Raw genomic sequence first — 26166 nt, 5'->3', positions numbered from 1 at the left:
CCACCATGCGCCGCAGAGCCAGCCTCGTACTCCTGGCCTTCGCCGTCTTCTTCGCCGCCATGTCGCCACTGCTGCGCTGGTACGCCTTCCCCAGGCTCGCGAAGATCCCGCCCAGCCAGTACCAGGAGACGGTGCTGGAGGCGAAGCCTGCCACCCTCCTCGACTACAACGACAACATGAAGGTCAAGCAGGTCCCCAAGGTCACCATCGTGCAGACCCTCAAAGGCAACGTGGAGGAGTCCGAGAAGATCGAGCGCAGCGCCGGCCGCGACGTCGTCGTCTGGGACGCCCTCAGCTACGTGGCCGGCCCGGACGGCAAGATGGTCTCCGAGATCCCCGAGCGCTACATCTTCGACGCCCACAGCCAGGCCCCCGTCCACGCCACCGGGGAATCCGTCGACGGCGACCCGGTCAGGCGCGAGGGCATCGAGTTCAAGTGGCCCTTCCTCACCGAGAAGCGCGACTACGAGTACTTCGACGCGCAGGCCCGCACCAGCTCGCCCATCCACTACAAGGGCACCCGCACCTTCCACGGCATGGACGTCTACTACTTCGAGCAGACCATCCCGTGGACCAAGGTCCCGATGCCGAAGAAGATGCCCATCAAGGGCGTCACCCCGGAACAGATCGCCAAGACGGGCATGACCCGCTGGTACACCACCAAGCGGATGTTCTGGGTGGATCCGGTCACGGGAGCGCCCGTCAACGGCGAGGAGATCCACAAGGAGGAGCTGCGCAACGCCAAGGCGATGGGCCTTCCCCAGGACACCCTCACCGTGTTCGCCGGGCACGTGAAGATGCGCGCGGACTACGTCGATTCGATCGTCGCCCTGGTCAAGTCCCAGCGCCTGCTGGTCCTGCTGCTCACCTCGTACCTGCCCTGGGGCTTCCTCGCCCTCGGCACGGTCCTGCTCGCGCTCGCCCTGTGGCTGGAGGCGCGCTCCCGGCGCCCGGACGGCGAACTGCCCGACGGGGCACCGGCACCCGCCCCGGACCCGGAACCTACTCCCGCCTGAGCCGCGCCTTCGTGAACCGGGTCGCCTCCACCGTCGTGGGGTCCTGTGGCCACGGATGCTTCGGATAGCGGCCGCGCAGCTCCGCCCGCACGGCCCGGTAGCCGTCCCGCCAGAACGACGCCAGATCCGCGGTGACGGCCGCGGGACGGCCGGCGGGGGAGAGCAGATGGACCAGCACCGGCACCCCGGCCACCCTCGGGGTGTCCTGCAGGCCGAACAGTTCCTGGAGCTTCACCGCGAGTACGGGCTGCGCCCCGCCGTACTCCACCCTGATACGGGAGCCGCTCGGCACCTCGATCCGCTCCGGCGCCAGCTCGTCCAGCCGGGCCGCCTCACCGGTCGCCCACGGCAGCAGCCGCCGCAACGCCTGCCCCGCGTCGATCCGCGCGAGACCGGAGCGCCGCCGGGCCCGTGACAATTCGGGCTCCAGCCACTGATCGGTACGGTCCAGCAGCGCACTGTCCGACACGTCCGGCCAGGGCGCGCCCAACGTCCGCTGCAGAAAGGCGAGCCGCTCCCGCAGCTGCTCGGTCTCACGCGTCCAGCGCAGCAGCCCGAAGCCTTCGCGCCGCAGACCCTCGATCAGCGCCTCGCGCACCAGCTCGGGCGCCGGCTCCTTCAGCGGGCGCACCGACAGCTCGACGGCACCCAGCCGCTCCACCCTGCGGGCCACCACATCGCCGCCGGCCCAGCGGACCTCCTCGCCCGCGAACCGCAGATGCCCGGCGGCCGTCCGGGCCGTGTCCTCGTCGATGACGGCGGCGAGCCGCACCCGCGCGGACATCGCGTGCGCGGGCCGGTCGGCGACCGCGACCGCCAGCCACGGCGCGCTGCGCAGCCCCGACCCGTCCCGCAGCTGCGCACCCGTACCCGACACCATCAGGAACGCCCCCTCGCCCCGGGCCCGCGCCACCCGCTCCGGGAACGCCAGCGCGGCCACCAGACCGACGGCTCCGTCGTCAGGACCGGAACCCCCACCCGCGTCCTTGACCGACGAGGACAGCCGCCGGACCTCCTGCCGCCAACGCGCCGCATAGCCGTCCCCGCCCCGCCGGGCGGTACGCAGCGCGGCCGCCAGATCATCCCCGTATTCGCGCGGCGGCTCCTCGCTCAGCAGCGCCACCACCTCGGCCGCCCGGCGGCCGCCCACCTCGGCGGCGCCGTCCAGCAGGGCCCGCGCCAGCCGCGGATGCAGGCCGAGCCGGGACATCCGTACGCCCCGGTCGGTCACCCGCCCGTCAGCGTCCACCGCACCGACGGCCGTCAGCACCTCGCGTGCCGCGCCCATCGCACCCGCGGGCGGCGGATCGAGCAGCGCCAGCCCCGACGCGTCCGGATCGCCCCAGCACGCCGCCTGCAACGCGAACGCCGCCAGATCGGCGACCTTGATCTCCGGGGACGGGAAGCGGGCGAGCCGCGCGTCCTCCGCCTGCGCCCAGCACCGGTACACCGCCCCGGGCGCCTCTCGCCCGGCCCGGCCCGCCCGCTGCCTCCCCGCCGCCTGCGAGGCCCGCACCGTCGTCAGCGCGCTCAGCCCCCGTGCGTGATCGGTACGCGGCTCCCTGGCCAGCCCCGAGTCCACCACGACCCGCACACCGGGCACCGTGAGGGACGACTCCGCCACCGAGGTCGCCAGCACCACCCGTCGGCCCTCCGACGAGCCGGCCAGCACCGCGTCCTGAACCGCTGCCGGAGCCCGCCCGTGCACCTGGAGCACCTCGGCGGCCACCCCGGCCAGCTGCCCCGCCACCCGGCCGATCTCACCGACACCCGGCAGAAAACACAGCACGTCGCCGTCCCGCTCGGCGAGCGCCCGGCGCACCGTCGCGGCGACATGCGTCAGCAGCGCCGGATCGACCCTCATCCCGTGCGGCGGCCGCACCGGAGCGGCCGGCGGCGCCCAGACCACCTCCACCGGATGCGAGACGCCCTGCGCCTCTACCACCGGGGCATCGCCCAGCAGCCGTGCCCAGCCCTGCGCGTCCGTCGTCGCGGACGCGGCGACCAGCCGCAGATCGGGCCGGATCGCCTCCCGCACATCGAGCAGGAACGCGGCGACCGTGTCGGCGTCCAAGTGCCGCTCATGGCACTCGTCGATGATCACCGCATCGACCCCGGCCAGTTCCTGGTCGCGCTGGAGCCGCTGGAGCAGCACCCCGGTGGTCACGACCTCCACCACCGTGTCGCGCCCCGCCGCCCGCTCCCCGCGGACCGTGAAACCCACCCGGCCGCCGGCCTGCTCCCCGATGAGCCACGCCATCCGCCGCGCCGCCGCCCGCGCGGCGATCCGCCGCGGCTCGGCCACCACCACCCTGCGCACCGGGCCGCCCCCGGCCAGACCGGCCAGGACCAGCGGTACGAGTGTCGTCTTGCCGGTGCCGGGCGGCGCGCACAGCACCGCCACACCGCGGTCGTCGAGCGCCCGCTCCAGGGCGGGCACAGCGGTGCGTACGGGCAACTGGTCCAGGGCGTCGGTACGGATCACGCCCCCAGTCTCGTACGAGGCACCGGGGCTCCCGTACCCCGAGACCGGTCCCAGGACCTCCGTATCAGTCCCGTACGCAGACGAAGATCGCCGTCCCCGGGATCAGGCTGCCGCGCAACGGGGACCAGCCGCCCCACTCCTGGTTGTTCCAGGCGGGCCACTCCGGTTCGACGAGATCGGTCAGCCGGAATCCGCCGGCCACCACGTCCCGCACCCGGTCGCCCAGCGTCCGGTGGTGCTCGACGTACACGGCATTGCCCTGCTCGTCCTGCTCGACATAGGGAGTGCGGTCGAAGTACGAGGACGCGACGGAGAGCCCCTCTGGACCCGGCTCGTCCGGGAACGCCCAGCGGACCGGATGCGTCACAGAGAAGACCCAGCGGCCCCCGGGGCGCAGCACCCGGTGCACCTCGCGGAACACCTGCACGGGATCGGCGACGAACGGCACCGCGCCGTAGGCGGAGCACACCAGGTCGAAGGAGCCGTCCCGGAACGGCAGCGCCCCGGCGTCCGCCTCCACCAGGGGAACCTCGTCGCCGATCCGCAGCGCGTGCTGCAGCTGCCGGTGCGAGAGGTCCAGGGCCACCGGGCGGGCGCCCTTGGAGGCCAGCCAGCGCGAGCACTGCGCCGCGCCCGCACCGATCTCCAGGGTGTCGAGGCCCTTCAGCGACTCGGCGGGGCCGAGCAGACCGGCCTCGGCCTCGTCGAGCCCCTCCGGACCCCAGACGAAACGGTCGTCGCCGAGGAAGGCGCCGTGGTCGCTCTGGTACTCGTCGGCGTTCCGGTCCCACCAGCCGCGACTTGCCCGGCTGCTCTCGGCCTCCGACGCGCTGCGGCGAGTCGCTTCGGGTTCGGCCGCGTAGATCTCTTGGCTCATCGTGTCCGTCGTTGTAGTTTGCCTTCACCCCGCCGCACGCGGTAGGCCCCCAGGGGCACCCGTGAGTACGGCTCCGTACCCACGATTATCTCCCCGGGCCGATGTGGCCTCGGAGAACACAAATTGTGCCGGATATGGGGCGTTGTGCCCCCGGTGTGCGCCTTCGCGCATTGACCGTGCCCGGCTGCCCCCGTATGCTACAAGTTGCGCTGCGAGCCTGCGCGCCTCAGACCTAGCAGGCCGCGCTCGCATCTGTTGCATGTCCCCTCGGTTCACGAGGCGCTTCCCGTTCGGCGGGTCCGGTGCTTCCCGAGCTGTCCGGCTTCTGCAGAGGTGATACGGGCTCCCGGCGTAGCAGTACCTACGACTCACTGTCCGTACCGGAGCCCTTTCCCACATGACGAGCAGCACCGAGACCACCGCCACCACTCCGCAGGTTGCGGTCAACGACATCGGCGACGCGGACGCGTTCCTCGCGGCGATCGACGAGACGATCAAGTACTTCAACGACGGCGACATCGTTGACGGTGTCATCGTCAAGGTTGACCGGGACGAGGTTCTCCTCGACATCGGTTACAAGACCGAAGGCGTCATCCCGAGCCGCGAGCTCTCGATCAAGCACGACGTCGACCCGAACGAGGTCGTCAAGGTCGGTGACGAGATCGAGGCCCTGGTTCTCCAGAAGGAGGACAAGGAAGGCCGCCTGATCCTCTCGAAGAAGCGCGCTCAGTACGAGCGTGCCTGGGGCACCATCGAGAAGATCAAGGAAGAAGACGGCATCGTCACCGGTACCGTCATCGAGGTCGTCAAGGGTGGTCTCATCCTCGACATCGGCCTCCGCGGCTTCCTGCCGGCGTCGCTCGTCGAGATGCGTCGTGTCCGCGACCTTCAGCCCTACGTGGGCAAGGAGCTCGAGGCGAAGATCATCGAGCTGGACAAGAACCGCAACAACGTGGTCCTGTCCCGCCGTGCCTGGCTGGAGCAGACCCAGAGCGAGGTCCGTCAGACCTTCCTCACGACCCTGCAGAAGGGCCAGGTCCGCTCCGGCGTCGTCTCCTCGATCGTCAACTTCGGTGCGTTCGTGGACCTCGGTGGCGTCGACGGTCTCGTGCACGTCTCCGAGCTCTCCTGGAAGCACATCGACCACCCCTCCGAGGTTGTCGAGGTCGGCCAGGAAGTCACCGTCGAGGTCCTCGACGTCGACATGGACCGCGAGCGCGTCTCGCTGTCGCTCAAGGCGACGCAGGAAGACCCGTGGCAGCAGTTCGCCCGTACACACCAGATCGGGCAGGTCGTTCCCGGTAAGGTCACCAAGCTCGTTCCGTTCGGTGCGTTCGTGCGTGTCGACGAGGGCATCGAGGGTCTGGTCCACATCTCCGAGCTGGCCGAGCGCCACGTGGAGATCCCGGAGCAGGTCGTCCAGGTCAACGACGAGATCTTCGTCAAGGTCATCGACATCGACCTCGAGCGTCGTCGCATCAGCCTCTCGCTGAAGCAGGCCAACGAGGCCTTCGGCGCCGACCCGGCTTCGGTCGAGTTCGACCCGACCCTGTACGGCATGGCCGCGTCCTACGACGACCAGGGCAACTACATCTACCCCGAGGGCTTCGACCCCGAGACCAACGACTGGCTCGAGGGCTTCGAGGCTCAGCGCGAGGTGTGGGAGACGCAGTACGCCGAGGCGCAGGCGCGCTTCGAGCAGCACCAGGCCCAGGTCATCAAGTCCCGCGAGGCCGACGAGGCCGCTGCTGCCGAGGGCGCTGCTGCCCCGGCCGGTGGCGCCCCGGCTGCCTCCGGCGGCAGCGGTGGCGGCTCGTACTCCTCGGAGTCCGCGGACAACTCCGGCGCCCTGGCGTCGGACGAGGCCCTGGCTGCCCTGCGCGAGAAGCTGGCGGGCGGCCAGAGCTGACGCTCTGCCCCTCCGGCCGGTGATCGGCTGCAGTAGCTGAAAGTGAGGCCCGCTCCCTTCGGGGAGCGGGCCTCACTCGTATCCGCGGCGCGGTTATGGAGTAACGGTGATGTTGGTCAGGCCCTTGCCGCCGGTCACCGTGTTGCTGCTGTAGACGGTGGTCGGGCAGCTCGCGCTGTAGTTGGTCACGTTGAACGCGATCTGTTTGTCGCCCGTGGAGCCGGTCAGGTCCGAGGTGTTGTTGCGGAAAACGGTGCCGCAGCCCCAGCCGCTCTGCTGGGTGTGGGTCTCGTAGCCGTTGTTGGTCGTACGGGAGCCCTTGTTGCCCTCGACCAGGACGTCGTTGCCCTTCACGTCGACCCAGGAGTCGTCGTAGTTGGCGCCGGTCAGCCCGCTGCCGTCGAAGGTGTTGCCGATGATCTGCGCCCCGGTGGTGCCCTCCTTGATGTCGACGTTCTCGCCGCCGACCCCCGGTCCGATCGTGTTGTTCAGGATCCGGACCTGGTCGCTCCTGTCGGAGAGATCGCCCGCCGTGCCGACGTAGACGCCCTCGCCCATGCCGCTGCCGTCGTGCCCGGTGTCGTAGATCCGCGAGTTCTTGATGACGCCGTTCTTGCTGGACCTGCGGAAGTGGACGCCCTCCATGTCCAGATCGTGCACGGTCACCGAATCGATCACGACCCCGGTGGCGGTGTCGGCCATGATGCCCTTCTGGCCGCCGGTGACGGTGACGCCCCGGACGGTCCAGTAGGAGGCGCCGTTGAGGTGGAGTCCGTAGCCGCCGCCGGCCGTGAGGGCTGCCTTGACGGAGCCGGTGAGGGTGATCCGGGCGGAGGCGGTGCCGGGGACGGTCGCCTTGAAGTTGCCGGTGTAGGTGCCGTCGGCAAGGTGGATCGTGTCGCCGGGGGCTGCGGCGGTGAGGGCGGACTTGAGCTGGGCGGCGGTGCTCACATCGATGACCGTCGCCGCGTCCGCGTCCGCGGCTGTGGCGGAGGTGAGGGCGAGGCCGCCGGTGGCGAGCGCGGTGGCCAGCAGGGCGGGGAGCAGCGTGCGGGTACGCATGGGGGTGCCTTCCCGTCGAAGGAGTTCGAGAGTTCTCGTACATGAACGTGGGGCGAGTCTCTGAACGTGCTGCCCAGTGACGGTAAGGGTGAGGTGTGGCCATGTCAAGGTCTGGACCATTGTTCGTGGCGGCGTCGAGCGGGGTGAACGGAGAGAAACGTGCGGGATTCACGAGTAACTGACGGCCCGTAACGGACCCTTGCCGGGATCCCGGCAACCTCAAGATCCGAAGGGGAGCCGGGATATGACACACACTTCGCACAACTCGCCGGTGGTGCCGGGCGCGAGCCGCCGCGCGTTTCTGCGCAGCGTAGGGATCACGGGGGCGCGGGCGCGATGTTCGCGACCAGGGGCCCTCGGCCTCGCCCCGGCAGTCCAGGCGGCAAGCCGCGAACCCGCCTTTCACGCACCCAGCAGAGGTGACTTCACGCTGAAGGGGAAAGCTGCGGCCGAGGTCGTGATCGGCGGCGGCGGAATCGCCGGACTCACCACCGCGTACGAACCGGGCAAGGCGGGCTACGACTGTACGGTCCTGGAGGCCCGGAGCCGTACGGGCAGCCGCAACTTCACCGTGCGCGGTGGTGATTCCACCATCGACACCTACGGCAACCAGCAGACCGCGCACTTCGGTGACGGGCAGTACATGAACGCGGGACCTGCCCGGATCCCGCAGTGGATGGTCACCCTCGACTACTGTCGCGAACTCGACGTCCCCATCGAGGTGTTCACCAACGTGAACGCCCATGCCTATGTCTTCAACGAGAAGGCCGGCATGAAGGCCCCGGTGCGCTACCGCACCGCCAAGGCCGACGTGTACGGCTATGTTGCCGAACTCCTCTCCAGGGCCAATGACATGGGGGCGCTCGACCGTCAGATCACCGCGGAGGACCAGGGACGACTCCTGGAGTTCCTCCAGGACTTCGGTGACACCGGTGACTCCCTCGCTTGCACGGGCAGTCCCCGGCGCGGCTACCGCATCGACCCCGCGGCCGCCGGCACCCCCCGGTGAGGAGCTCGGCTCCGTGCCCTCCGCTTCCGAGGTGTTCGCGAGCGGCGTCGGCCGGTACTTCGCCTTCGAGTTCGAGTACGACCAGGCGATGCTGATGTTCCAGCCGGTCGGCGGCATGGACCGGATACCCGCCGCGCTCACCCGGGCGACAGGCGAGCGCAGGATCCACACCGGCGCGGCCGTCACCGAGATCACCGACACGGCCCACGGCGTCACCGTCACCTACACCCAGTCGGGCCGCACCCGCAGCATCGAAGCGGACCACTGCATCGCCGCACTGCCGCCCAACATTCTGGCCAAGACCGCCCACAACCTCGGCCCGGCCGTCCACGCCCTGGAGGCCGGCAAGCCGTCCTCGGCCGGCAAGATCGGGCTGGAGTGCAAGAGCCGCTGGTGGGAGGGCGACCACCGGATCTACGGCGGCATCACGGAGACGGACATGGACCTGTCCCACATCCGGTACCCGTCCTACGGCCATCAAGGCAAGCGCGGCACCATCATCGGGTACTGCAACACCGGCTCCAACGCCGACGCGTACGCCGCTCTCACCCGGCGCGACAGGGAGGCACGGGCCATCGCCCAGGGCGTGAAGTTCCACGGTGACAAGTACCGTACGGAGCTCGCCACGTCGTTCTCCCACCACTGGCGGCAGACCCCGTACCTGGAGGCCTCCTGGCACTCCCTGTCGGGACCCCGACGCGCCGGCCTTCGCACCTGGCATGAAACGCCGGGTGAAGGGGCACGGTCCGGGAATGCCCGTGCCCCGCCGGGCGTTCTTCTCCAAGAACACGAGGAGGAGCGGTAACCGTGCCTGATCCGCAGAGTTTGTACGAATGGGAGCCGAAGGGACTGGCCGTCGTCGACATGGCGCTCGCCCAGGAGTCGGCAGGCCTGGTCATGCTCTACCACTTCGACGGATACATCGACGCGGGTGAGACCGGTGAGCAGATCGTCGACGGCCTGCTCGAAACGCTGCCGCACCAGGTCGTTGCCAGCTTCGACCACGACCGGCTCGTCGACTACCGCGCACGGCGCCCGCTGCTGACCTTCCGGCGAGACCGCTGGGCGGCCTACGAGACCCCGACGCTTGACGTACGGGTCGTCCAGGACGCCACCGGAGCACCCTTCCTGCTGCTTTCCGGGCCCGAGCCGGACGTGGAGTGGGAGCGCTTCGCCGCCGCCGTCGAGCAGATCGTCGAACGCCTCGGTGTCCGCCTCGCGGTGAACTTCCACGGCATCCCGATGGGCGTACCGCACACCCGCCCCGTCGGCATCACCCCGCACGGCAACCGCACGGACCTCATGCCCGGCCATCGCAGCCCGTTCGACGAGGCGCAGGTGCCCGGCTCCGCCGAGGCGCTGGTGGAGTACCGGTTGATGGAGGCCGGACACGACGTCCTCGGCGTCGCCGCCCATGTGCCGCACTACGTCGCCCGCTCCGCCTACCCGGATGCGGCGCTCACCGCCCTGGAGTCGATCACGGCCGCGACCGGCCTGGTCCTGCCGACCGTCGCCCATGCACTGCGCACGGAGGCTCACCGCACCCAGACGGAGATCGACCGGCAGATCGACCAGGGCGACGAAGAGCTCGTCTCGCTCGTGGAGGGCCTTGAGCACCAGTACGACGCGGTCGCGGGCTCCGAGACCCGGGGCAACCTGGTCGCCGAGCCGGTCGATCTGCCGTCCGCCGACGAGATCGGTCTCGAATTCGAGCGATTCCTCGCCGAGCGCGAGGGGGACGCCTGACCGGCCGCGCCCGTCACTCCTCGTACTAGGCTGCCCGGCATGCTGAAAGTGGGCCTGACCGGTGGGATCGGCGCCGGCAAGAGTGAAGTGTCACGGCTGCTCGTCGGATACGGAGCCGTGCTGATCGACGCGGACCGGATCGCCCGGGAGGTCGTAGAGCCGGGGACCCCCGGTCTCGCGGCCGTCGTCGACGCGTTCGGTGCCGGCATCCTCACCGCCGAAGGCACCCTGGACCGGCCGAAGCTCGGCTCGATCGTCTTCTCCGACGCCGACCGGCTCGCCACCCTCAACGCGATTGTCCACCCGCTGGTAGGCGCCCGCTCCGCCGAGCTGGAGCAGGCAGCGGGCCCCGACTCGGTCGTCGTCCATGACGTCCCCCTCCTCACGGAGAACGGCCTCGCCCCGCTCTACGACCTGGTCGTCGTCGTGGACGCCAGTCCCGAGACCCAGCTCGACCGGCTCGTACGGCTGCGCGGCATGACCGAGTCCGAGGCCCGCGCCCGCATGGCCGCTCAGGCCACCCGGGACCAGCGGCGTGCCGTGGCCGATCTGATCGTCGACAACGACGGACCGCTGGAGGAACTGGAACCGCAGGTCCGCAAGGTCTGGTCGGAGCTGACCCAGCGGGCCGCGGCCGGCTGATTTCCGTATCGGAATACCGGACAGCGGCCGGACGTTGAGAACCCGGTAGCGAAGGGAAGGATGCGATCGTGCCCGAGAGGACTCCGGAAACCAACGTCATCGACTTCCGCGCGGCCGAACACCTGTTGGCGGCGCGCGACCCCCAGGGCGCGGTCAAGCTCCTGGACTCGGTGATCGCGTCCCATCCGGAGAACACCGCCGCCCGGCTGCTGCGGGCCCGCGCCTTCTTCGCCGCCGCCCAACTCCGCCCTGCCGAGCTCGAATTCGAACTCGTTCTGGAGCGCGAACCGGACAATGCCTTCGCGCACTTCGCGCTCGCCCGCACCTTCGAGCGCTCCGGCCGCTCCGACCGGGCCGCCCGCCACTTCCGGCTGGCCGCCGCACTCGACCCGAACCCGGAGTATCTGAAGGCGGCCCGCTTCCGTACGGAGCGCTGACCGCTCCGCATCGAGGGCTGACCGATCCGTACGGAGGGCTGACGCCCTCCGCCGGGCCCGGGCGTGCACCGCAGCTTGTCCCGGCCCCGGCGCGTCCGCGTCAGTGCCCGTACCTGCCGCGTCCGCCGTGGTCGGGTTCGTACGGCGGGATATTGCGGCCCGGCTGGTAGTGCGGGCCCTGGTGGATGTGGTGGATGATCACCGCGATGTCCACGAGGACCAGCACGAGCAGCACACCACAGGCCGCGGCCCAGCCCGGGCGGTCGGTCAGCGTGAACGCAGCCAGGCCGAAGACGGCCCAGGCCAGCCCCCATAGACTCAGGCAGAGCCGCAGCCGCAGAGGGCTGCGTGCAGTCGTCGGTTCATTACCGGTACGCATGGCGATCGCCTCTCCTACCAGGATGGACCCACGACGGTGTTTTGGGACATGCCGACGTCGGATCGGATTGAGGGGATCGTGCGTGAACGGCACATCGTGGGGGGACCGTACCGGCCGCAGGGCGAGGGTCCGGGGCTGTCTGCTGGGCGGGGCGATCGGGGACGCCCTGGGGAATCCGGTGGAGTTCCTTTCGCTCGCCGGTATCCGCCGCGCGCACGGTGAACACGGTGTGCAAGGACTTCTCGCGGACGAGGAGGGGGTTGTCGGACGTGTCACGGACGATACGCAGATGACCCTGTTCACAGCAGAAGGGCTGATCAGGGCCCATTCCCGGGCGAGGCCGAAGGGCATCGGCGGCGCCGAGATCGGGATCGTGCGGAACGCCTATCTGCGCTGGCTGGACACCCAGAACCACCCCGCTCCGCCGGCCCGCGGTGGCGACAACCCGGTACGGACCGGCTGGCTCAGGCAGCAGCCCTGGCTGTACGCGCGCCGGGCCCCCGGGAACGCCTGTCTGACGGGGCTCGCGACCGGCCATGTCCCCGAACCGACGGGGCGGCTCGGTGAGCCCGGTCCCGTCAACACCGGGTCCAAGGGATGCGGCACGGTGATGCGGTCCGCCCCCTTCGGACTGGTGGGGGAGGACGCCCAGGTGGGCTTCCGGCTCGCCTACTGGTGTGCGCAGATCACCCACGGCCACCCGACCGGTGCGTACGCGGCCGGGGCATTCGCCGCGATCGTCGCCCATCTTCTGGAGGGCGACTCGATGGCGGGTGCGGTGCTGCGGGCCATGGAACTGCTGGGCCGCCACCCGGGGCACGAGGAGACGACGGCGGCGCTGCGCGCGGCCGTCGACCTGGCAGCCGAGGGCGAGCCGAGCGCCGAGAAGGTGGAGAAGCTCGGCGCGGGCTGGGTCGCCGAGGAGGCCCTTGCCATCGCCGTGTACTGCGCCCTCGTGCTGCCGGGCGCCGATCAGGTGGCCCAGTCGCTGCTGCTCTCGGTCAACCACTCGGGCGACAGCGACTCCACCGGTGCGGTCTGCGGCAATCTGCTCGGCGCGCGCCACGGGGACGTACACCTTCCGCCGTCCTGGCTGGTGGCGACCGAAGGGCGAGCGGCGATCACCGAGGTGGCCGACGATCTGTGCGTGGAGTTCGAGCACGCGGTCGTGTGGCCGGCCGACCGCTACCCGGTGTACTGACGGCCGGCCCGTACATCGCGCGCCGACGACCTGTCAGCGCGTCACCGCCGCCCCGGTCGCCTGTCGCTCGGTGTGACGGGAGGACTGCGTGCCAGGAACGACCATCAGCGGCCGTTCGTTCGGCTGTGCATGAGCGGACGACTGGTGCGTGAGGGATATTCAGGAACGGGCCCCGGCGCGATCACGCCGGACGGCTGTGCGGTCGAACTGTACAGACGGCTGTCCGTCGGCGATGAGCCGGAGGTGATCGCGGCGGCCGTACCCGCCGGGGCAAGCATTCTGGAACTGGGCTGCGGAGCGGGCCGGGTGACCCATCCGCTGATCGAGCGAGGCTTCGACGTCACCGCTGTGGACGAGTCGGCACAGATGCTGGAGCGCATCCGCGGCGCCCGTACCGTACAGAGCCCCATCGAGGCGCTGGACCTCGGTGACCAGACGTTCGACGTGGTGATGCTGGCGTCGTTCCTGGTGCACACGAGCGAGCACCGGGTGCGTGACGGGATGCTGCGTGCCTGCCGGAGCCACGTCAAGGACGGTGGGGTCGTACTCATCCAGCGCGAGGGCGCCGACTACCACACCAACCTGCCGCGGGAACGGGTCGATCCGGGCGGCTACACCGTACGGATCGTCTCGGCCGAGCCCGTGGGGGACGGGGTGGACTCGGTGCATGCCGAGTACCTCTTCGACGACGCGCGATGGACCCAGACATTCCTGTCGCGGGAGCTGTCGAAGGAGCAGTTCGAGGGGTACCTGGAGGCGGCGGGTCTGACCGTCGACCGGTATCTCACGGATGACGGGATCTGGGTGCGGGCCCTGCCGAAGTAGCTCCTCGGAGCGAAGGAGATCCGTGGTCCGGGAAGCGATGAGTTCCGGACCGCGGACCGGTCTACCTCTTCGTAGGCAACACCGTGCGAAGCTTTCCCGAGGAGACCCAGATGTCCGAGTGCACACCGGTCCGGAGCACCCCCGCTGCCGCCCTTGCCACCTCTTCCGACACCCGGGCCGGGGGCCGCAGCCGCGGGGTCGTCGCACTGACCGCCGCCCGCGTCGTTCTTGCCCTGTTCTTCGGGTTCAGTGCGTTCGCCAAGCTGATCGCCCATGAGACGGCGATCGAGTCCTTCGACCGGATGGGCTGGAGCCAGGCCGCGATGTACATCATCGGAGGGCTGGAGATGGCGGGGGCCATTGCCCTGTTGATCCCGGTCCTGGCAGGAGTGGCGGCCATGGCCTTCTGCGGACTGATGGCCGGCGCCTCCATCGTCCAACTGACGCTGCTCGACCGGGTGAACGCGATCATGCCGGCGCTGCTCATCGTGCTGCTCGTCCTGATTGCCCGGGAGCGGCGGGGCCGTACGGCGGATCTGGTCGCGCTCGTCCGCAGGCGTGCATAGCGGCCATGGAGCGGTTCTCGTCCACGTCGGTGCCGGGCCGCCGACCGACGTGGACGGTGGTAGCCGATGGCGTGTACGCAACAGTCGAAAGAGGTTCGGTGGAAGCCGGGTTGGTGGCATTGGCGGCATCGGGGGCAACGGCGCTCGTGCAGCACATGGTGGCCGATTCCTGGGGCCAGGTACGCGAACGGCTGGTGGCCTTCTTCGCGTGGGACGGAGCGACGCCCGAGGAGGAGACGGTACTGACCGGCGAGTTGGAGGCCTCGCGCGGTGAGCTGACCGCCGCGCGGGACGAGGGCGACGACGCGCTGGCCGGGGACGTCGAGGCCGAATGGCGCGCACGGCTGCGCCGCAGGCTCGCCGCGGATCCGCAGGGGGCGGACGAACTCCGCGCCATCCTCGCCGAGCCGGCGCCCGCGGGCGATGGCGGGCGCGCGGGCGACGTGCACAACACGATCAGCAAGACGCCCAGCATCGGCGGCCCGGTGATCCAGGCCGCCGAGATCGGCTCCATCGACTTCGGCACCGAGCGCCGGCGGACACCCTTCAGCGGCTTTCCGCTCTGTGTACGGCCGGTCAGTGGACCGTGCTGAAACTGCGCCAGGGCAGGGCGCCGGTCCCGTTGACGTCGCTGAGCGTGGTCGCGAGGTACGTCGTACCCGGACCGGTGCAGTTGGGTGTGCGGTACAGAATGATGTCGATCAGGGTGCCATTGCTCACTTCCTTGGCACCAGCGGGAGAAAGCGGGTGGCAGCCTTTCACCGAAGGGCTGTTCACCATGATCACGGCGTCCCGCTCGGTCGTGTAGATGATCGGTCCGGCCGCGGTCCGGCCGAGGCCGGAGCAGCCTGCGACGGTGAGGGTCAGGAGCGCGGTGCCGGCTGCGATGCCGAGACGGCGGCGCCGGTGATCGATCACGGGCATGGGCGGGTCCTCGTCTGTCTCGTCCGGCTCATCCGTCAGCACGGCGTACGCCACAGCACCGCATGCGCCACGGAGAACGTGCTGACGCTGGTCACCTTGCCTGCTCCCCGGTGGCCCGGCATCCGGTGCGCGGCCGGCCGGGCGACAGTCGTACCGGGTGGGCATCGACCAATGTTCATATCGGTTGATATTGGGCATACCGTTGTAGCAGCGATTAATTTCCGTGTTTCAGTTGTTTCCGGCGTTCAGGGGGCCGTCATGGTCCAGGAGCTCGTAATCGCAATAGTGGGGGCGGCCTCGGCGGGCGCGCTGTACTTGGCGGCGGCGGCCAAGGTCGTCAAGCAGTACGAGCGGGGCGTCGTACTGAGGCTCGGCAGGCTCCGTAACGATGTGCGAGGGCCCGGATTCACCATGGTGATCCCCGGCGTCGAGCGGCTGCGCAAGGTCAATATGCAGATCGTGACGATGCCGGTGCCCGCGCAGGACGGAATCACCCGGGACAACGTGACGGTGCGGGTGGACGCGGTGATCTACTTCAAGGTGGTCGATGCGGCGAGTGCCGTGATCCAGGTGGAGGACTACCGGTTCGCGGTGTCGCAGATGGCACAGACCTCACTGCGGTCGATCATCGGCAAGAGCGATCTGGATGATCTGCTGTCCAACCGCGAGAAGCTGAATCAGGGCCTTGAGCTGATGATCGACAGCCCAGCGGTCGGGTGGGGTGTGCAGATCGACCGCGTGGAGATCAAGGACGTTTCGCTGCCGGAGACGATGAAACGCTCCATGGCCCGTCAGGCCGAGGCCGACCGTGAGCGGCGAGCCCGCGTCATCAACGCGGACGCCGAGCTTCAGGCCTCGAAGAAACTCGCCGAGGCGGCGAAGGAGATGTCCTCCCAGCCGGCCGCGCTCCAGCTGCGCCTGCTGCAGACGGTGGTTGCGGTCGCGGCCGAGAAGAACTCCACGCTGGTGCTCCCGTTCCCGGTGGAACTGCTCCGCTTCCTGGAGCGGGCGCAGCAGCCGGCGCAGCAGCAGGGGATGCAGTCGCAGCAGCCCGCCCCGGCACAGCCGCAGCCGCAGCCGTCCGTGGCGCCCGCGCCTCCTCCCGCTCCCGCTTCCGCGCCCGCTGTTTCCGCGGCCACGGCGCCCGCGCGGCCCCCTCGTCCGAAGCCGCTCGCCAGGCACTGAGCCGAACCGTGCCGTTCCCTGCCCCGGGCGGTTCGCTTCGGCCTGCCGGCCGGGCCGTATCAAGGCCTGTATCGCATCTGACCTGCTGGAATGCGGGTGCGCGACCGGTTGTCAGACCCCCCGCCTAGACTCGCAGGAGTCATAAGGATCCAGACGATCAAGAGGATCAGGGCGGGACGGGAGGGGACCGATGACCACGGCACAACATCAGCTGGACGCGTCCGCTGCCCGCCTCCTGAGCTGTGCCGCTGTCTTCCTGCCCGCGTCGTTGCCGAGGGACGGGCGCGTCGCCTTCTGGGATCCCGATGGCGGCCCCCTCCCGGAGCCGCGTGGCTCCGCGGACTCCGAAGACCGGACACCCGGTCCTATCGCCGCAGAGCTCACCGTCGTCCGTCGGCATGGACAACAGGACGGCGTCCGTCGGCGTACGGTGCCCGCCGTCCTGATGCCCGTGACCGACGCCCTGCCGCTGCTGGCCCGCGCCCGGCACCAGCAGTCCGCCCACCCCGCCACCCGCTGCTGGGGTGCCGCCGCACTCCAGGCGCTCAACCTGGTGGCGCGCGGCAGACTGCTCCCCGGCCTGACGGGCGACGACCACGACGCCTGGCGGGCCGGACCGCGCGACGCCGAGGACATCGCCCATCTCCGGGCGATCGCAGCCGCCATGCCGGTCGAGGGGCACGCGGTGCCGCTCCCGGACCGCACACCGCTTCAAGTCCCCGACCCGGAGTGGCTGCTCGGGGCGTTCCTCGACGCGGTCGCCGATGCCCTGCCCCGTACACCCGCCGCGGCGTACGCGATGGGCGCGGCCTTTGCAGCCCGTGAGGCCCAGCATCTGCCAGGAGCCCGTGACTGGGCCGTCGAGGTCGCGGCCGGTCTCGACGCGGGTGTACGGGTGTCGCTGCGTCTCGACCTGTCGGCGTACGAACTCTTCGACACGGCCGATGCGTACGACAGCCCCGACGACAGCGACGCCTCCGACGACAACAGGGCCTCCGGTACGGCTGCGGACGCCCGTCCCGGCGCCGCGCGGCACGCCGCCGCGGCCATCACCCAGGTGCACAGCCTGGCCGACCCGACCTATGTGGTCGACGCCGCCGCACTGTGGCACGGCGGGGTGGGCGAGCCGTTCGGCCCGCGGGCCAGGATCGACGCCGTGCTCGCACTGCGCCGCGCCGCCCGCGTCTGGGCGCCGCTGGAGCGGTTGCTGGACCAGCCGGTGCCCGATGTGCTCGCACTCGAAGAGGACGAGCTGTACGAGCTGCTGAGCGACGCCGGAGCCCGGCTGGCGGCGGCCGGGGTGAGCGTCCACTGGCCCAGGGAGCTCGTCCGTTCCCTCACCGCCGCCGCCGTCGTACGACCCGCCCCCGGCTCGGCCACCGACGGCACCTCGTTCTTCGACGCCGAGCAGCTCTTCGCCTTCAACTGGCAGTTGTCGCTGGGCGATGAGCAGCTCACCGAGGCGGAGATGGACGTTCTCGCAGAAGCCCACCGGCCGGTGGTGCGCCTGCGGGACCAGTGGGTCGTCGTCGACCCGGCGCTCGTACGCAAGGCGCGCAAGCGGGAGCTCGGCCTGCTCGATCCGGTCGACGCCCTTGCCGTCGCCCTGACCGGTAGCGCCGAGGTCGACGGCGAACAGGTCGAAGCGGTGCCCGTCGGAGCGCTGGCCGCACTCCGTACCCGCATCACCGCCGACGACACCACCGTCGCCCCGCCGCCCGGCCTGGACGCCACGCTCCGCGACTACCAACTGCGCGGCCTCGCCTGGCTGGACCGGATGACCTCACTCGGCCTCGGCGGCTGCCTCGCCGACGACATGGGCCTGGGCAAGACGATCACCCTCATCGCCCTCCATCTGCACCGCGCCCACCCCGCGCCCACCCTGGTGATCTGCCCCGCCTCCCTCCTGGGCAACTGGCACCGGGAGATCAACCGCTTCGCCCCCGGCGTGCCCGTGCGCCGCTTCCACGGCACCGACCGCACACTCGCCGAACCCGACGGCGGCTTCGTCCTGACCACATACGGCACGATGCGTTCGAGCGCGGCGCAACTCGCCGGCCACAGCTGGGGACTGATCGTCGCCGACGAGGCCCAGCACGTGAAGAACCCGCACTCCTCCACGGCGAAGGCGCTGCGCACCATCCCGGCCCCGGCCAGAGTCGCCCTCACCGGCACCCCCGTGGAGAACAACCTCTCCGAGCTGTGGGCCCTGCTCGACTGGACCACCCCCGGACTGCTGGGCCCCCTCAAGGCGTTCCGGGCCCGGCACGCCCGTATCGTCGAGAACACCGGGACGGCTGCCGGGCTCGCCAACGACGAAGCGGTCGAGCGGCTTTCCCGGCTGGTCCGGCCCTTTCTCCTGCGCCGGAAGAAGTCGGACCCGGGCATCGCCCCCGAGCTGCCGCCCAAGACGGAGACCGACCACCCCGTCTTCCTCACCCGCGAGCAGGCCACGCTCTACGAGGCGACGGTCCGCGAGACGATGGCGTTCATCGAAGCCTCGGAAGGCATCGCCCGCCGCGGTCTGATCATGAAGCTGCTGGCCTCGCTCAAGCAGATCTGCAACCACCCCGCGCAGTATCTGAAGGAAGAACCGACCCGTCTCGTCGGCCGTTCGGGAAAGCTCGCCCTGCTCGACGAGCTCCTCGACACGATCCTCGCCGAGGACGGCTCCGTCCTCATCTTCACCCAGTACGTGACGATGGCCCGGCTCCTCTCCGCCCACCTCGCCTCGCGCGCCATCCCCTCTCAACTCCTGCACGGCGGTACGCCGGTGGCCGAGCGGGAACGGATGGTGGACCGCTTCCAGTCCGGCGAGGTCCCGGTCTTCCTGCTCTCCCTCAAGGCAGCGGGCACCGGACTGAATCTCACCAGGGCCGCCCACGTCATCCACTACGACCGCTGGTGGAACCCGGCCGTCGAGGAACAGGCCACGGACCGGGCGTACCGCATCGGCCAGACGCAACCCGTGCAGGTCCACCGGCTGATCGCGGAAGGCACGGTCGAGGACCGGATCGCCGAGCTGCTGCGGGCCAAGCGGGTCCTGGCCGACGCGGTCCTCGGCGCCGGTGAGACCGCGCTGACCGAGCTCAGCGATCGTGACCTGGCCGATCTCGTCTCGCTCCGGAGGCCGTCATGAGCCCCCGTCCCCGGCCCCATGCGTACGCCCGCCCCGAGCCCCGTCCCGTCGCACGCTCGCGCCCCGGCCCCGACGATCTGCGGCGCACCTTCGAGGCCGTGCCGCCCCGCCCGTCCGACGGCGACGAACCCTTCGCGGACAGCTGGTGGGGCCGCGCCTGGGTGGCCGCCCTGGAGTCCCTGTCGATGGACGAGGGACGGCTCTCCCGCGGCCGTACGTACGCCGACAGCGGCAAGGTCGCAGCTATCACCGTCACCCCCGGACGGGTCGTCGCCTACGTTCACGGCAGCCGCCCCCGCCCCTACCGCGCCGAGCTGCGTCTGCGGTCGCTCACCGACGCCGACTGGGACCTGTTCCTGGACGCGGTCGCCGCCCGCCCCGGTCACCTTGCCGCGCTGCTCACCAAGGAGATGCCGCACTCGCTGGTCGACACGGCGACCGAGGCCGGTGTCGGACTGCTGCCCGCCGCGGGCGATCTCGACCCCGGCTGCTCCTGTCCCGACCACGGCTGGCCGTGCAAACATGTGGCCGCCCTCTGCTACCAGATGGCCCGTCTCCTGGACGCCGACCCGTTCGTCCTTCTGCTGCTGCGCGGCAGGGGCGAGCGCGAACTCCTCGAAGAACTGGGCCGTCGCAACGCCGCACACTCCGCCCGGGAACGCCCCACAGCCCCTGCCACCCCGTCCGTACCGGCCCGAGAAGCCCTCGCCGACCGCTACCTCCCGCCGCTCCCTGCCCCGCTCCCGGTCCTGCCGCATCCCGGGCAGCCACCCTCGTACCCGAGCCTGCCCGGCGCCCGCGACCCGCTCGCCCTCGACCACCTCGCCACGGATGCGGCGGCCCGTGCACACACGCTCCTCACCACCGGCCTCGACCCGCTCGCCGGCCTCACCTCCTGGCAGGACGCGGTACGGCTGGCCGCGTCCCGCCCCACCGCCGGCCTCACCGCAACCACCCGCGCCCTCTACCGCGAACTGGCGTACGCCACCGGCCGCACCCCCACCGACCTGGCCCGAGCCGTCGCGGCCTGGCGCCAGGGCGGCGCCGAAGGACTGGCCGTCCTCGAAACGCCCTGGGATCCTCCGGCCGGCCCCTTCGACCGCGCCCGCCCCGCGCTCGCAGCCGCCGACTTCCCCCGCTTCCACCCCTGGCGCAACCACCTCACGCACCCCAGTGGGACACTCCAGCTCCGCTTCGGCCACGACGGCCGTTGGTACGGCTACGAATCCGAGCCGGGCGAGGACGACTGGTGGCCCCGCGCCACCCCGGACTCCGACCCGGTGGGCGCGCTCATGGAACTCAGCGGAGGCTGACACCCCGGCCGGTCCGGGTCCGGCCCTCAGCCTCTCAACTCCGCAGATATCAGTCTCTCAACTCCGCAGATAGACGAAGAGCCCGATCAGCAGCACGACGACGATCGGCAGCACGATCAGCCGCGCTTTTCGGAACGACTCGTTCTCCTGCTGGGACAGCCCCCGGTCGGCGCCGTGCGCCGACGCCAGATGTTCCCCGGCCATGTCGATGATCTTCTCCATGGTCAGGAGCGACGGCGACCAGCCGCAGTGCGCACAGACCAGGAAGTCACGGTACGGGTCGTACCGGAAGGCCCTCTCGATATTGACCGTGAACACCTCACCGTCCGGCGTCATGGCTGTGTAGTGGCGTATCGGCGCACCCATGTGGATCGCTCCCTGTTCCGCGCATGTGACTGGTCTCGATACCCGGCCGCGGCACAGTACCCGACCGTCCCGGGGCCACCCTCAGCGAGGCAACACGGCATCGACGACATCGCGGGCGAAGTCCGGCGGTACCGGTTCGCGGCGGAGTAGTACCCGCATCCAGACCGCTCCCGCGATCAGGTCCAGCAGCAGCATCGGGTCGGCGCTCTCGGGAAGTTCACCACGGGCGGTGGCGCGAGCGAAGACCGGCTGCTCGCGGGAGAACCGATCGGCGAAGAAGTCGCGGGTGAGGGCGGCGAGTTCGTCGTCCGGCAGGCCGGTACCCGAGGTCATGGCGCGGGCGACCGGTTCCGTACGCCCGTCGGTGAGCAGGCCGGTGATCTGTTCGGTGAGGGCGATCAGATCACCGCGGAGGTTACCCGTATCGGGGATGTCGATGTCGAGGACCCGGGCATGGAGCATGGCCGCGCGCAACAGCGCCGGTTTCGAGGGCCACCAGCGGTAGATCGTCGTCTTGTTGACCCCGGAGTCCTGGGCGACGGCCTCGATGGTGAGACGGGTGTAGCCGCGTTCCGCGAGATGGCGCAGCGTGGTGTCGAAGATCGCTTCGGCGGCACGAGGGCCCTTGCCCGGGCGGCGGTTCACGGTCGGATCGGGCATGAGTGCTCCAGAGAAGAGCAACGCAACGTTGCGTTGTGTTGTATGGTGCGGTCATCGTACTGCGACGTATGGGGGCCAGGTATGGCGGAGGCAACGGTCTCCAAGGCAGTGACCTGGGGGCTGCTCGCCGCCTGGGTGGCCAACGACCTGGAGGAGCTGGCCACCATGGCCGGCTGGGCGCGGTCCGCCCGACCGCGGCTCCAGGAGCGATTCCCGAAAGTGCCCGAGCGGGTCTGGGCGCGGATGGAACTCTCGCAGCGGGATGTCAATGTCGCCATCGGCCTCATGGGCGGGGTCATGGCGGCAGCATCGGCGGACGGGGCGCGCACGGGTGGCCGCAGCCCGTTCTTCCGGACCGTACTGGTCGGATTCGGGCTGCACGGCGCCGTCCACATGGCGCAGTCGCTGGCGTACCGCGGCTACACACCGGGGGTCGCCACGGCGCCGGCCGTTGTCATCCCGTACTCGCTCTGGGCTGTGCGCCGGCTGAAGGCGGCCGGCATCGAGAGCGGCGGCGTCGGCACAGCGGCAGCGACGCTGGCGCTCCTCCCGGTGGCCGTCGCGGTCTGGTTCCGCGCGGCTCGGCGCTGCTAACTTCCTCGACGTGGCGAAACTCAATCAGATCATCGCAGTGGAGAAGGGCGTCAAGTCCAAGGCTCACCAGGACCTGACGGCGGCGCATCACGGCCTTCAGAAGACCGGTCTGCTGGCCGGGATCTCCCGGACGTATCAGCCGAAGGACGAGGAGGGCGAGCAGCTGCCGCCCGAGTCGACCCTGGTGCAGATCAAGGCCGAGGACGTGCTGCGGGAGACCGCGACGACCCTGACCCGGCTCTTCGATGTGACAGCCACGAAGGACTGGGCGAACTGTTCGGCCCGCGCGGATGTGAAGGTCGACGGACGGGTGCTCGTGAGCGAGGTGCCGGTGTCGTATCTGCTTTTCCTGGAGAAGCAGCTGACGGACATCAACACCTTTGTTCGCAGGCTTCCGGTGCTCGACGCCTCCGAGGCCTGGACACAGGACCCGTCGACGGACTCCTGGAAGACCGAGCCGGTGAGGACTCTTCGTACGAAGAAGGTGCCCCGCAACCATGTGAAGGCGGAGGCCACCGATAAGCACCCGGCGCAGGTCGAGGTGTACTACGAGGACATTCCGATCGGGTACTGGACCACCGTGAAGTTCTCCGGAGCCCTTCCCGCGCGACGGGTCAACGAACTGCTGGACCGGGTGGAGAAGCTCCAGCAGGCCGTGAAGTTCGCCCGCGAGGAGGCCAACGGCGTGGACGTCTCCGACCAGCGGGTGGGTGATGCGATATTCGGTTACCTCTTCGGGTGACCGACCATGGATTCCCCGGCCAAAGCACCACGGCCGGGGTGCGCGAGGAGCGCAAGCTGAAACTGAAGCTTGTCGTGACGGCGCGGTTCCAGTGGAGGTTCGAGCCCTCCCCCCGGCATTCGGTGCGTTCCCCGCACACGGACGGGCCGGGGTAGCCCAATCGGCAGAGGCAGACCGCGATCAATCTCAGACTCTTGCTCCAGACTCAGCATTCGCCACCGATCGCCGAATCAATCGGGCCCATGCCCATGGGCGTCGAGATGCCGGTTCGACTCCGGCCCGCAGAGCTTCGATCTGCGGTCGTCTAAAGGCAGGACGCGACGACATAAACCTGACACGGGTCCTTAAAAGTGTCGGCGTGCCGAATGGGTGGCATCTTCAGGGCTCGGGGGCCGGCTACGCCCCCGGGCCCGCTCCCGTTTCCCGGGACGTCCCGTCACACGCCTGCGGGCAGTGACACCCCGCGCCCCGCGAAGAAGCGCTCGAAGCCGGGCAGCGCAAGCTCCGCGGCACGCGTCGTGGCCGTCGTGCCGGACGGGTTGTGGAAGTGGACGCCGGTGCCGTCGGCCGTACGGGACGTCAGCAGCACCAGATGCCCGCCCCGTCCCGGAGCGGGCCGCTGCGGATGGCGGATGCCGTAGTGCACCGAGGCCATGACCGTCCGGCCGCCGTCGAGCAGGCCGAGGATCTCCTGCGGCGAGAGATGGCGGTGGACCGTGGCGTCGAGGCCGTGCGCCTGCTGTACGTACTCTGCGAAGGGGGCGTAGATCAGGCCCCGGATCACCCCCTCCGCATCCTCCGTGTACGCGCCGCACTTGAGCGCACCGTCGCGCAGCGCGAACAGGGACGGGGCCCCGGCGCCGAGCGCCATGCGCAGGCAGGTCATACCGCACAGATGACCTGCCCAGCGCGCATACTCGGCCGGTGATGCCGCGCCCGACTCCGCCCAGGCCGGATCGGTGGCCGGATCGAGTCCGCCCTCCACGATCGGGCCGACAAGCTCGAACGAGGCGAACTGGGTGAGGACGGGAACGCGGCAGGCAGGGCAGGTCACCAGGGGCATCCGATCACTGGCGGTATCCGGTCAGGAAGCGGCCGATGCGGCTGATCGCCGCGTCGAGATCGTCAGCGTACGGGAGTGTCAGGATCCGGAAGTGGTCGGGCCGCGGCCAGTTGAAGCCGGTGCCCTGCACGACCTGGATCTTCTCCCGCAGCAGCAGGTCCAGAACGAACTTCTCGTCGTCGACGATCGGATGCACCTTCGGATCGATGCGGGGGAACGCGTACAGCGCGCCCTTCGGCTTCACGCACGACACGCCGGGAATCTCGTTCAGCTTCTCCCAGGCCCGGTTGCGCTGCTCGTACAGCCTGCCGCCGGGCGCGACCAGTTCCCGGATGGACTGCCGGCCGCCGAGCGCCGCCTGGATGGCGTACTGCGCGGGCGCGTTGGGGCACAGGCGCATCGAGGCGAGAGTGGTCAGCCCCTCCAGATAGCTGCGGGCGTGCTGCTGCGGGCCGGAGACCACCATCCAGCCGGAACGGAACCCCGCCACCCGGTACGTCTTCGACAGGCCGCTGAAGGTGAGGCAGACCAGATCGGGGGCGAGGACCGCCACGCTGTGGTGCTCGGCGTCGTCGTAGAGAATCTGGTCGTAGATCTCGTCGGCGAGGACCATCAGGCCGTGCCTGCGCGCCAGATCGAGGATGCCTTCGAGGACCTCGCGCGGATAGACGGCGCCGGTCGGGTTGTTCGGGTTGATGATCACGACGGCCTTGGTCCGGTCGGTGATCTTCGACGCCATGTCCGCGAGGTCCGGGTTCCAGTCCGAGGCCTCGTCGCAGGTGTAGTGCACGGCCTTGCCGCCCGCGAGGGTCACCACCGCGGTCCACAGCGGATAGTCGGGGGACGGGATCAGCACCTCGTCGCCGTCCTCCAGCAATGCCTGGACGGCCATGGAAATCAGCTCGGAGACGCCGTTGCCGAGGAAGATGTCGTCGACCCCGACATCCGTCAGACCCATGGCCTGGTAGCGCTGCGCCACCGCCCGGCGGGCGGACAGGATGCCGCGTGAATCGCTGTAGCCGTGGGCCTGCGGAAGCATCCGGATCATGTCCTGGACGATCTCCTCCGGCGCCTCGAAGCCGAAGAGCGCGGGATTGCCGGTGTTGAGGCGGAGCACGCTGTGACCCGCCTCCTCCAGGGCGTTGGCGTGCTCGATGACCGGGCCCCGGATCTCGTAACAGACCTTGTCGAGCTTGCTGGACTGCCGGAATTCCATGCGGTGGCCTCCCCGACCTGATTGCGATACTTGGTTTTACCAAGCTCGGGCTTGGAAAGTCCAACAACATGTCTAGACTGCGTCGCATGCCACGTCAGCAACAGTCCGCAACGCGCTCGGCTCGCCGCCGGAGTTACGACCAGTTCTGCGCCACCGCACGCTCCCTCGATTCCGTGGGCGACCGGTGGACCCTGCTGATCGTCCGTGAACTGCTGGCGGGCCCCCGCCGCTACACCGACCTCCACGCCGACCTGCCGGGCGTCAGTACGGATGTCCTCGCCTCCCGGCTCAAGGACATGGAGCAGGGCGGCCTGGTCACCCGCCGCCGGCTTCCGCCACCCGCCGCGGCCTCGGTGTACGAACTGACGGAGCGCGGCCACGGGCTGCTGCCCGTACTTGCCGCGCTCGCCGAGTGGGGTGCGCCCGCGCTCACCGAGCGGCGGCCCACCGATGCGGTGCGGGCACACTGGTTCGCACTTCCGCTGCTGCGCTCGCTGGACGGGGTGACACATGCGGGAGTCGTCGAAGTCCACCTGGACGAGGGTGAGTTCCATGTGTGTGCCGGTGGTGCGATGGCCGGTGCGGCTGTATACGGGGATGGTCCTGCCGCTCACGCCGATGCCCGCATCGCGCTCGACGCCGAGGTCTGTCTGGCGCTCGGGCGGGGTGAGCTGACGTTCGCCGAGGCCGTCAAGGACGGACGTATCGAGGTGTCGGGCGACGGGCCGCTCGCCGCCGAACTTCGCGGCGAGTGACCGCCGGACCGGGAGGGGTTCCGCGGCTCAACTCACGGGTAGCGTGGTGGCGTTC

At 70.0% G+C, this 26166-nt stretch carries 26 protein-coding genes; 17 read left to right on the top strand and 9 right to left on the bottom strand.

Annotated elements, in window-relative coordinates; all coding sequences use genetic code 11:
* The first annotated feature begins 5 nt into the window (after positions 1-5).
* Entirely contained in the window at positions 6-1016 is a 1011-nt protein-coding gene (gene pgfA / locus ACZ7IB_RS18970) for a cell envelope lipid trafficking protein PgfA (protein ID WP_470913709.1), read from the top strand.
* On the opposite strand, the gene hrpB is transcribed toward pgfA, so the two are convergent.
* Both hrpB and ACZ7IB_RS18960 read right to left on the bottom strand, forming a co-directional pair.
* On the bottom strand, positions 1003-3501 hold the full coding sequence (hrpB, locus tag ACZ7IB_RS18965; RefSeq protein WP_470913705.1) for an ATP-dependent helicase HrpB: 2499 nt from the start codon (positions 3499-3501) through the stop codon (positions 1003-1005). The genes pgfA and hrpB overlap by 14 nt on opposite strands.
* Positions 3502-3565: 64 nt before the next feature.
* Positions 3566-4378, bottom strand: a complete 813-nt coding sequence (locus ACZ7IB_RS18960; protein WP_470913703.1) for a class I SAM-dependent methyltransferase — start codon at positions 4376-4378, stop codon at positions 3566-3568.
* A 397-nt stretch (positions 4379-4775) separates the two neighbouring features.
* Between ACZ7IB_RS18960 and rpsA the strand changes: the two genes are divergently transcribed.
* Positions 4776-6287, top strand: coding sequence for a 30S ribosomal protein S1 (gene rpsA, locus ACZ7IB_RS18955; RefSeq protein ID WP_114243973.1), 1512 nt, complete (start codon positions 4776-4778; stop codon positions 6285-6287).
* Positions 6288-6380: 93 nt separating this feature from the next.
* Here the strand turns inward: rpsA and ACZ7IB_RS18950 are convergent, their stop codons facing one another.
* Complete coding sequence (locus tag ACZ7IB_RS18950) at positions 6381-7349, bottom strand: right-handed parallel beta-helix repeat-containing protein (RefSeq protein ID WP_470913701.1); 969 nt, start codon at positions 7347-7349, stop codon at positions 6381-6383.
* 244 nt (positions 7350-7593) lie between these two features.
* Between ACZ7IB_RS18950 and ACZ7IB_RS18945 the strand changes: the two genes are divergently transcribed.
* The 5 genes from ACZ7IB_RS18945 (at position 7594) to ACZ7IB_RS18925 (ending at position 11183) form a co-directional block, all read left to right on the top strand.
* The gene (locus tag ACZ7IB_RS18945; protein WP_470913699.1) at positions 7594-8358 is read left to right on the top strand and encodes an FAD-dependent oxidoreductase; all 765 of its coding nucleotides are present in this window, start codon (positions 7594-7596) and stop codon (positions 8356-8358) included.
* A gap of 13 nt (positions 8359-8371) precedes the next feature.
* A complete protein-coding gene (locus ACZ7IB_RS18940; protein ID WP_470913697.1) occupies positions 8372-9163 on the top strand; it encodes a flavin monoamine oxidase family protein in 792 nt (263 codons plus the stop codon).
* Between the two features lie 2 nt (positions 9164-9165).
* Positions 9166-10104, top strand: a complete 939-nt coding sequence (locus tag ACZ7IB_RS18935) for a PAC2 family protein (protein ID WP_177327992.1) — start codon at positions 9166-9168, stop codon at positions 10102-10104.
* Between the two features lie 39 nt (positions 10105-10143).
* The gene (gene coaE / locus ACZ7IB_RS18930; protein ID WP_470913693.1) at positions 10144-10746 is read left to right on the top strand and encodes a dephospho-CoA kinase; all 603 of its coding nucleotides are present in this window, start codon (positions 10144-10146) and stop codon (positions 10744-10746) included.
* Positions 10747-10814: 68 nt separating this feature from the next.
* On the top strand, positions 10815-11183 hold the full coding sequence (locus ACZ7IB_RS18925) for a tetratricopeptide repeat protein (protein ID WP_470913691.1): 369 nt from the start codon (positions 10815-10817) through the stop codon (positions 11181-11183).
* Between the two features lie 100 nt (positions 11184-11283).
* On the opposite strand, the gene ACZ7IB_RS18920 is transcribed toward ACZ7IB_RS18925, so the two are convergent.
* Positions 11284-11562: a DUF6343 family protein gene (locus ACZ7IB_RS18920; RefSeq protein ID WP_470913689.1), complete on the bottom strand. Its 279-nt coding sequence runs from the start codon at positions 11560-11562 to the stop codon at positions 11284-11286.
* 82 nt (positions 11563-11644) lie between these two features.
* Between ACZ7IB_RS18920 and ACZ7IB_RS18915 the strand changes: the two genes are divergently transcribed.
* From ACZ7IB_RS18915 to ACZ7IB_RS18900, 4 genes are all read left to right on the top strand, one after another.
* Positions 11645-12763, top strand: a complete 1119-nt coding sequence (locus tag ACZ7IB_RS18915; protein WP_470913687.1) for an ADP-ribosylglycohydrolase family protein — start codon at positions 11645-11647, stop codon at positions 12761-12763.
* A gap of 129 nt (positions 12764-12892) precedes the next feature.
* Positions 12893-13588 (top strand): class I SAM-dependent methyltransferase, encoded by a 696-nt coding sequence (locus ACZ7IB_RS18910; RefSeq protein WP_470913685.1) that lies wholly within the window; start codon positions 12893-12895, stop codon positions 13586-13588.
* Between the two features lie 110 nt (positions 13589-13698).
* A complete protein-coding gene (locus ACZ7IB_RS18905) occupies positions 13699-14154 on the top strand; it encodes a DoxX family protein (protein ID WP_470913683.1) in 456 nt (151 codons plus the stop codon).
* Between the two features lie 155 nt (positions 14155-14309).
* Positions 14310-14747, top strand: a complete 438-nt coding sequence (locus ACZ7IB_RS18900) for a hypothetical protein (protein WP_470913681.1) — start codon at positions 14310-14312, stop codon at positions 14745-14747.
* On the opposite strand, the gene ACZ7IB_RS18895 is transcribed toward ACZ7IB_RS18900, so the two are convergent.
* On the bottom strand, positions 14731-15078 hold the full coding sequence (locus tag ACZ7IB_RS18895; RefSeq protein ID WP_470913679.1) for a hypothetical protein: 348 nt from the start codon (positions 15076-15078) through the stop codon (positions 14731-14733). The two genes, ACZ7IB_RS18900 and ACZ7IB_RS18895, sit on opposite strands and share 17 nt — an antisense overlap.
* 258 nt (positions 15079-15336) lie before the next feature.
* Between ACZ7IB_RS18895 and ACZ7IB_RS18890 the strand changes: the two genes are divergently transcribed.
* From ACZ7IB_RS18890 to ACZ7IB_RS18880, 3 genes are all read left to right on the top strand, one after another.
* Positions 15337-16263: a slipin family protein gene (locus tag ACZ7IB_RS18890; RefSeq protein ID WP_470913677.1), complete on the top strand. Its 927-nt coding sequence runs from the start codon at positions 15337-15339 to the stop codon at positions 16261-16263.
* Positions 16264-16453: 190 nt separating this feature from the next.
* On the top strand, positions 16454-19402 hold the full coding sequence (locus ACZ7IB_RS18885) for a DEAD/DEAH box helicase (RefSeq protein WP_470913675.1): 2949 nt from the start codon (positions 16454-16456) through the stop codon (positions 19400-19402).
* Entirely contained in the window at positions 19399-20715 is a 1317-nt protein-coding gene (locus tag ACZ7IB_RS18880) for an SWIM zinc finger family protein (RefSeq protein ID WP_470913673.1), read from the top strand. The genes ACZ7IB_RS18885 and ACZ7IB_RS18880 overlap by 4 nt, the downstream gene beginning before the upstream one ends.
* A gap of 57 nt (positions 20716-20772) precedes the next feature.
* Here the strand turns inward: ACZ7IB_RS18880 and ACZ7IB_RS18875 are convergent, their stop codons facing one another.
* Both ACZ7IB_RS18875 and ACZ7IB_RS18870 read right to left on the bottom strand, forming a co-directional pair.
* Positions 20773-21081 carry a hypothetical protein gene (locus ACZ7IB_RS18875; protein WP_470913672.1) on the bottom strand — a complete coding sequence of 103 codons (309 nt, stop codon included), beginning with the start codon at positions 21079-21081 and terminating at the stop codon, positions 20773-20775.
* A gap of 81 nt (positions 21082-21162) precedes the next feature.
* A complete protein-coding gene (locus ACZ7IB_RS18870; RefSeq protein WP_470913670.1) occupies positions 21163-21741 on the bottom strand; it encodes a TetR/AcrR family transcriptional regulator in 579 nt (192 codons plus the stop codon).
* An 81-nt stretch (positions 21742-21822) separates the two neighbouring features.
* On the opposite strand from ACZ7IB_RS18870, the gene ACZ7IB_RS18865 reads away from it, so the two are divergent.
* Positions 21823-22335, top strand: a complete 513-nt coding sequence (locus ACZ7IB_RS18865; RefSeq protein ID WP_470913668.1) for an HXXEE domain-containing protein — start codon at positions 21823-21825, stop codon at positions 22333-22335.
* A 10-nt stretch (positions 22336-22345) separates the two neighbouring features.
* A complete protein-coding gene (locus ACZ7IB_RS18860) occupies positions 22346-23077 on the top strand; it encodes a DUF7873 family protein (protein WP_470913665.1) in 732 nt (243 codons plus the stop codon).
* A 436-nt stretch (positions 23078-23513) separates the two neighbouring features.
* On the opposite strand, the gene ACZ7IB_RS18855 is transcribed toward ACZ7IB_RS18860, so the two are convergent.
* Together ACZ7IB_RS18855 and ACZ7IB_RS18850 are read right to left on the bottom strand one after the other, a co-directional pair.
* Positions 23514-24131, bottom strand: coding sequence for a cysteine peptidase family C39 domain-containing protein (locus ACZ7IB_RS18855; protein WP_470913662.1), 618 nt, complete (start codon positions 24129-24131; stop codon positions 23514-23516).
* A gap of 13 nt (positions 24132-24144) precedes the next feature.
* Positions 24145-25356 carry a pyridoxal phosphate-dependent aminotransferase gene (locus ACZ7IB_RS18850; RefSeq protein WP_470913661.1) on the bottom strand — a complete coding sequence of 404 codons (1212 nt, stop codon included), beginning with the start codon at positions 25354-25356 and terminating at the stop codon, positions 24145-24147.
* A gap of 86 nt (positions 25357-25442) precedes the next feature.
* On the opposite strand from ACZ7IB_RS18850, the gene ACZ7IB_RS18845 reads away from it, so the two are divergent.
* Complete coding sequence (locus ACZ7IB_RS18845; RefSeq protein ID WP_470913658.1) at positions 25443-26111, top strand: winged helix-turn-helix transcriptional regulator; 669 nt, start codon at positions 25443-25445, stop codon at positions 26109-26111.
* The last annotated feature ends 55 nt before the right edge of the window (positions 26112-26166 follow it).

It is taken from the genome of Streptomyces sp. NPDC037301 (genome assembly GCF_055602785.1).
Note: the sequence above shows the minus strand (reverse complement) of the source record. Positions and strands in the feature narration are given on the sequence as shown.

Coding starts and splice junctions, on each gene's coding strand:
- ACZ7IB_RS18905 (WP_470913683.1), top strand. CDS start 13,699: ATGTCCGAGTGCACACCGGTCCGGAGCACCCCCGCTGCCGCCCTTGCC.
- rpsA (WP_114243973.1), top strand. CDS start 4,776: ATGACGAGCAGCACCGAGACCACCGCCACCACTCCGCAGGTTGCGGTC.
- ACZ7IB_RS18900 (WP_470913681.1), top strand. CDS start 14,310: ATGGTGGCCGATTCCTGGGGCCAGGTACGCGAACGGCTGGTGGCCTTC.
- ACZ7IB_RS18895 (WP_470913679.1), bottom strand. CDS start 15,078: ATGCCCGTGATCGATCACCGGCGCCGCCGTCTCGGCATCGCAGCCGGC.
- ACZ7IB_RS18920 (WP_470913689.1), bottom strand. CDS start 11,562: ATGCGTACCGGTAATGAACCGACGACTGCACGCAGCCCTCTGCGGCTG.
- ACZ7IB_RS18910 (WP_470913685.1), top strand. CDS start 12,893: ATGAGCGGACGACTGGTGCGTGAGGGATATTCAGGAACGGGCCCCGGC.
- ACZ7IB_RS18870 (WP_470913670.1), bottom strand. CDS start 21,741: ATGCCCGATCCGACCGTGAACCGCCGCCCGGGCAAGGGCCCTCGTGCC.
- ACZ7IB_RS18945 (WP_470913699.1), top strand. CDS start 7,594: ATGACACACACTTCGCACAACTCGCCGGTGGTGCCGGGCGCGAGCCGC.
- ACZ7IB_RS18865 (WP_470913668.1), top strand. CDS start 21,823: ATGGCGGAGGCAACGGTCTCCAAGGCAGTGACCTGGGGGCTGCTCGCC.
- ACZ7IB_RS18890 (WP_470913677.1), top strand. CDS start 15,337: ATGGTCCAGGAGCTCGTAATCGCAATAGTGGGGGCGGCCTCGGCGGGC.
- ACZ7IB_RS18960 (WP_470913703.1), bottom strand. CDS start 4,378: ATGAGCCAAGAGATCTACGCGGCCGAACCCGAAGCGACTCGCCGCAGC.
- coaE (WP_470913693.1), top strand. CDS start 10,144: ATGCTGAAAGTGGGCCTGACCGGTGGGATCGGCGCCGGCAAGAGTGAA.
- ACZ7IB_RS18845 (WP_470913658.1), top strand. CDS start 25,443: ATGCCACGTCAGCAACAGTCCGCAACGCGCTCGGCTCGCCGCCGGAGT.
- ACZ7IB_RS18950 (WP_470913701.1), bottom strand. CDS start 7,349: ATGCGTACCCGCACGCTGCTCCCCGCCCTGCTGGCCACCGCGCTCGCC.
- ACZ7IB_RS18850 (WP_470913661.1), bottom strand. CDS start 25,356: ATGGAATTCCGGCAGTCCAGCAAGCTCGACAAGGTCTGTTACGAGATC.
- ACZ7IB_RS18875 (WP_470913672.1), bottom strand. CDS start 21,081: ATGGGTGCGCCGATACGCCACTACACAGCCATGACGCCGGACGGTGAG.
- pgfA (WP_470913709.1), top strand. CDS start 6: ATGCGCCGCAGAGCCAGCCTCGTACTCCTGGCCTTCGCCGTCTTCTTC.
- ACZ7IB_RS18885 (WP_470913675.1), top strand. CDS start 16,454: ATGACCACGGCACAACATCAGCTGGACGCGTCCGCTGCCCGCCTCCTG.
- ACZ7IB_RS18880 (WP_470913673.1), top strand. CDS start 19,399: ATGAGCCCCCGTCCCCGGCCCCATGCGTACGCCCGCCCCGAGCCCCGT.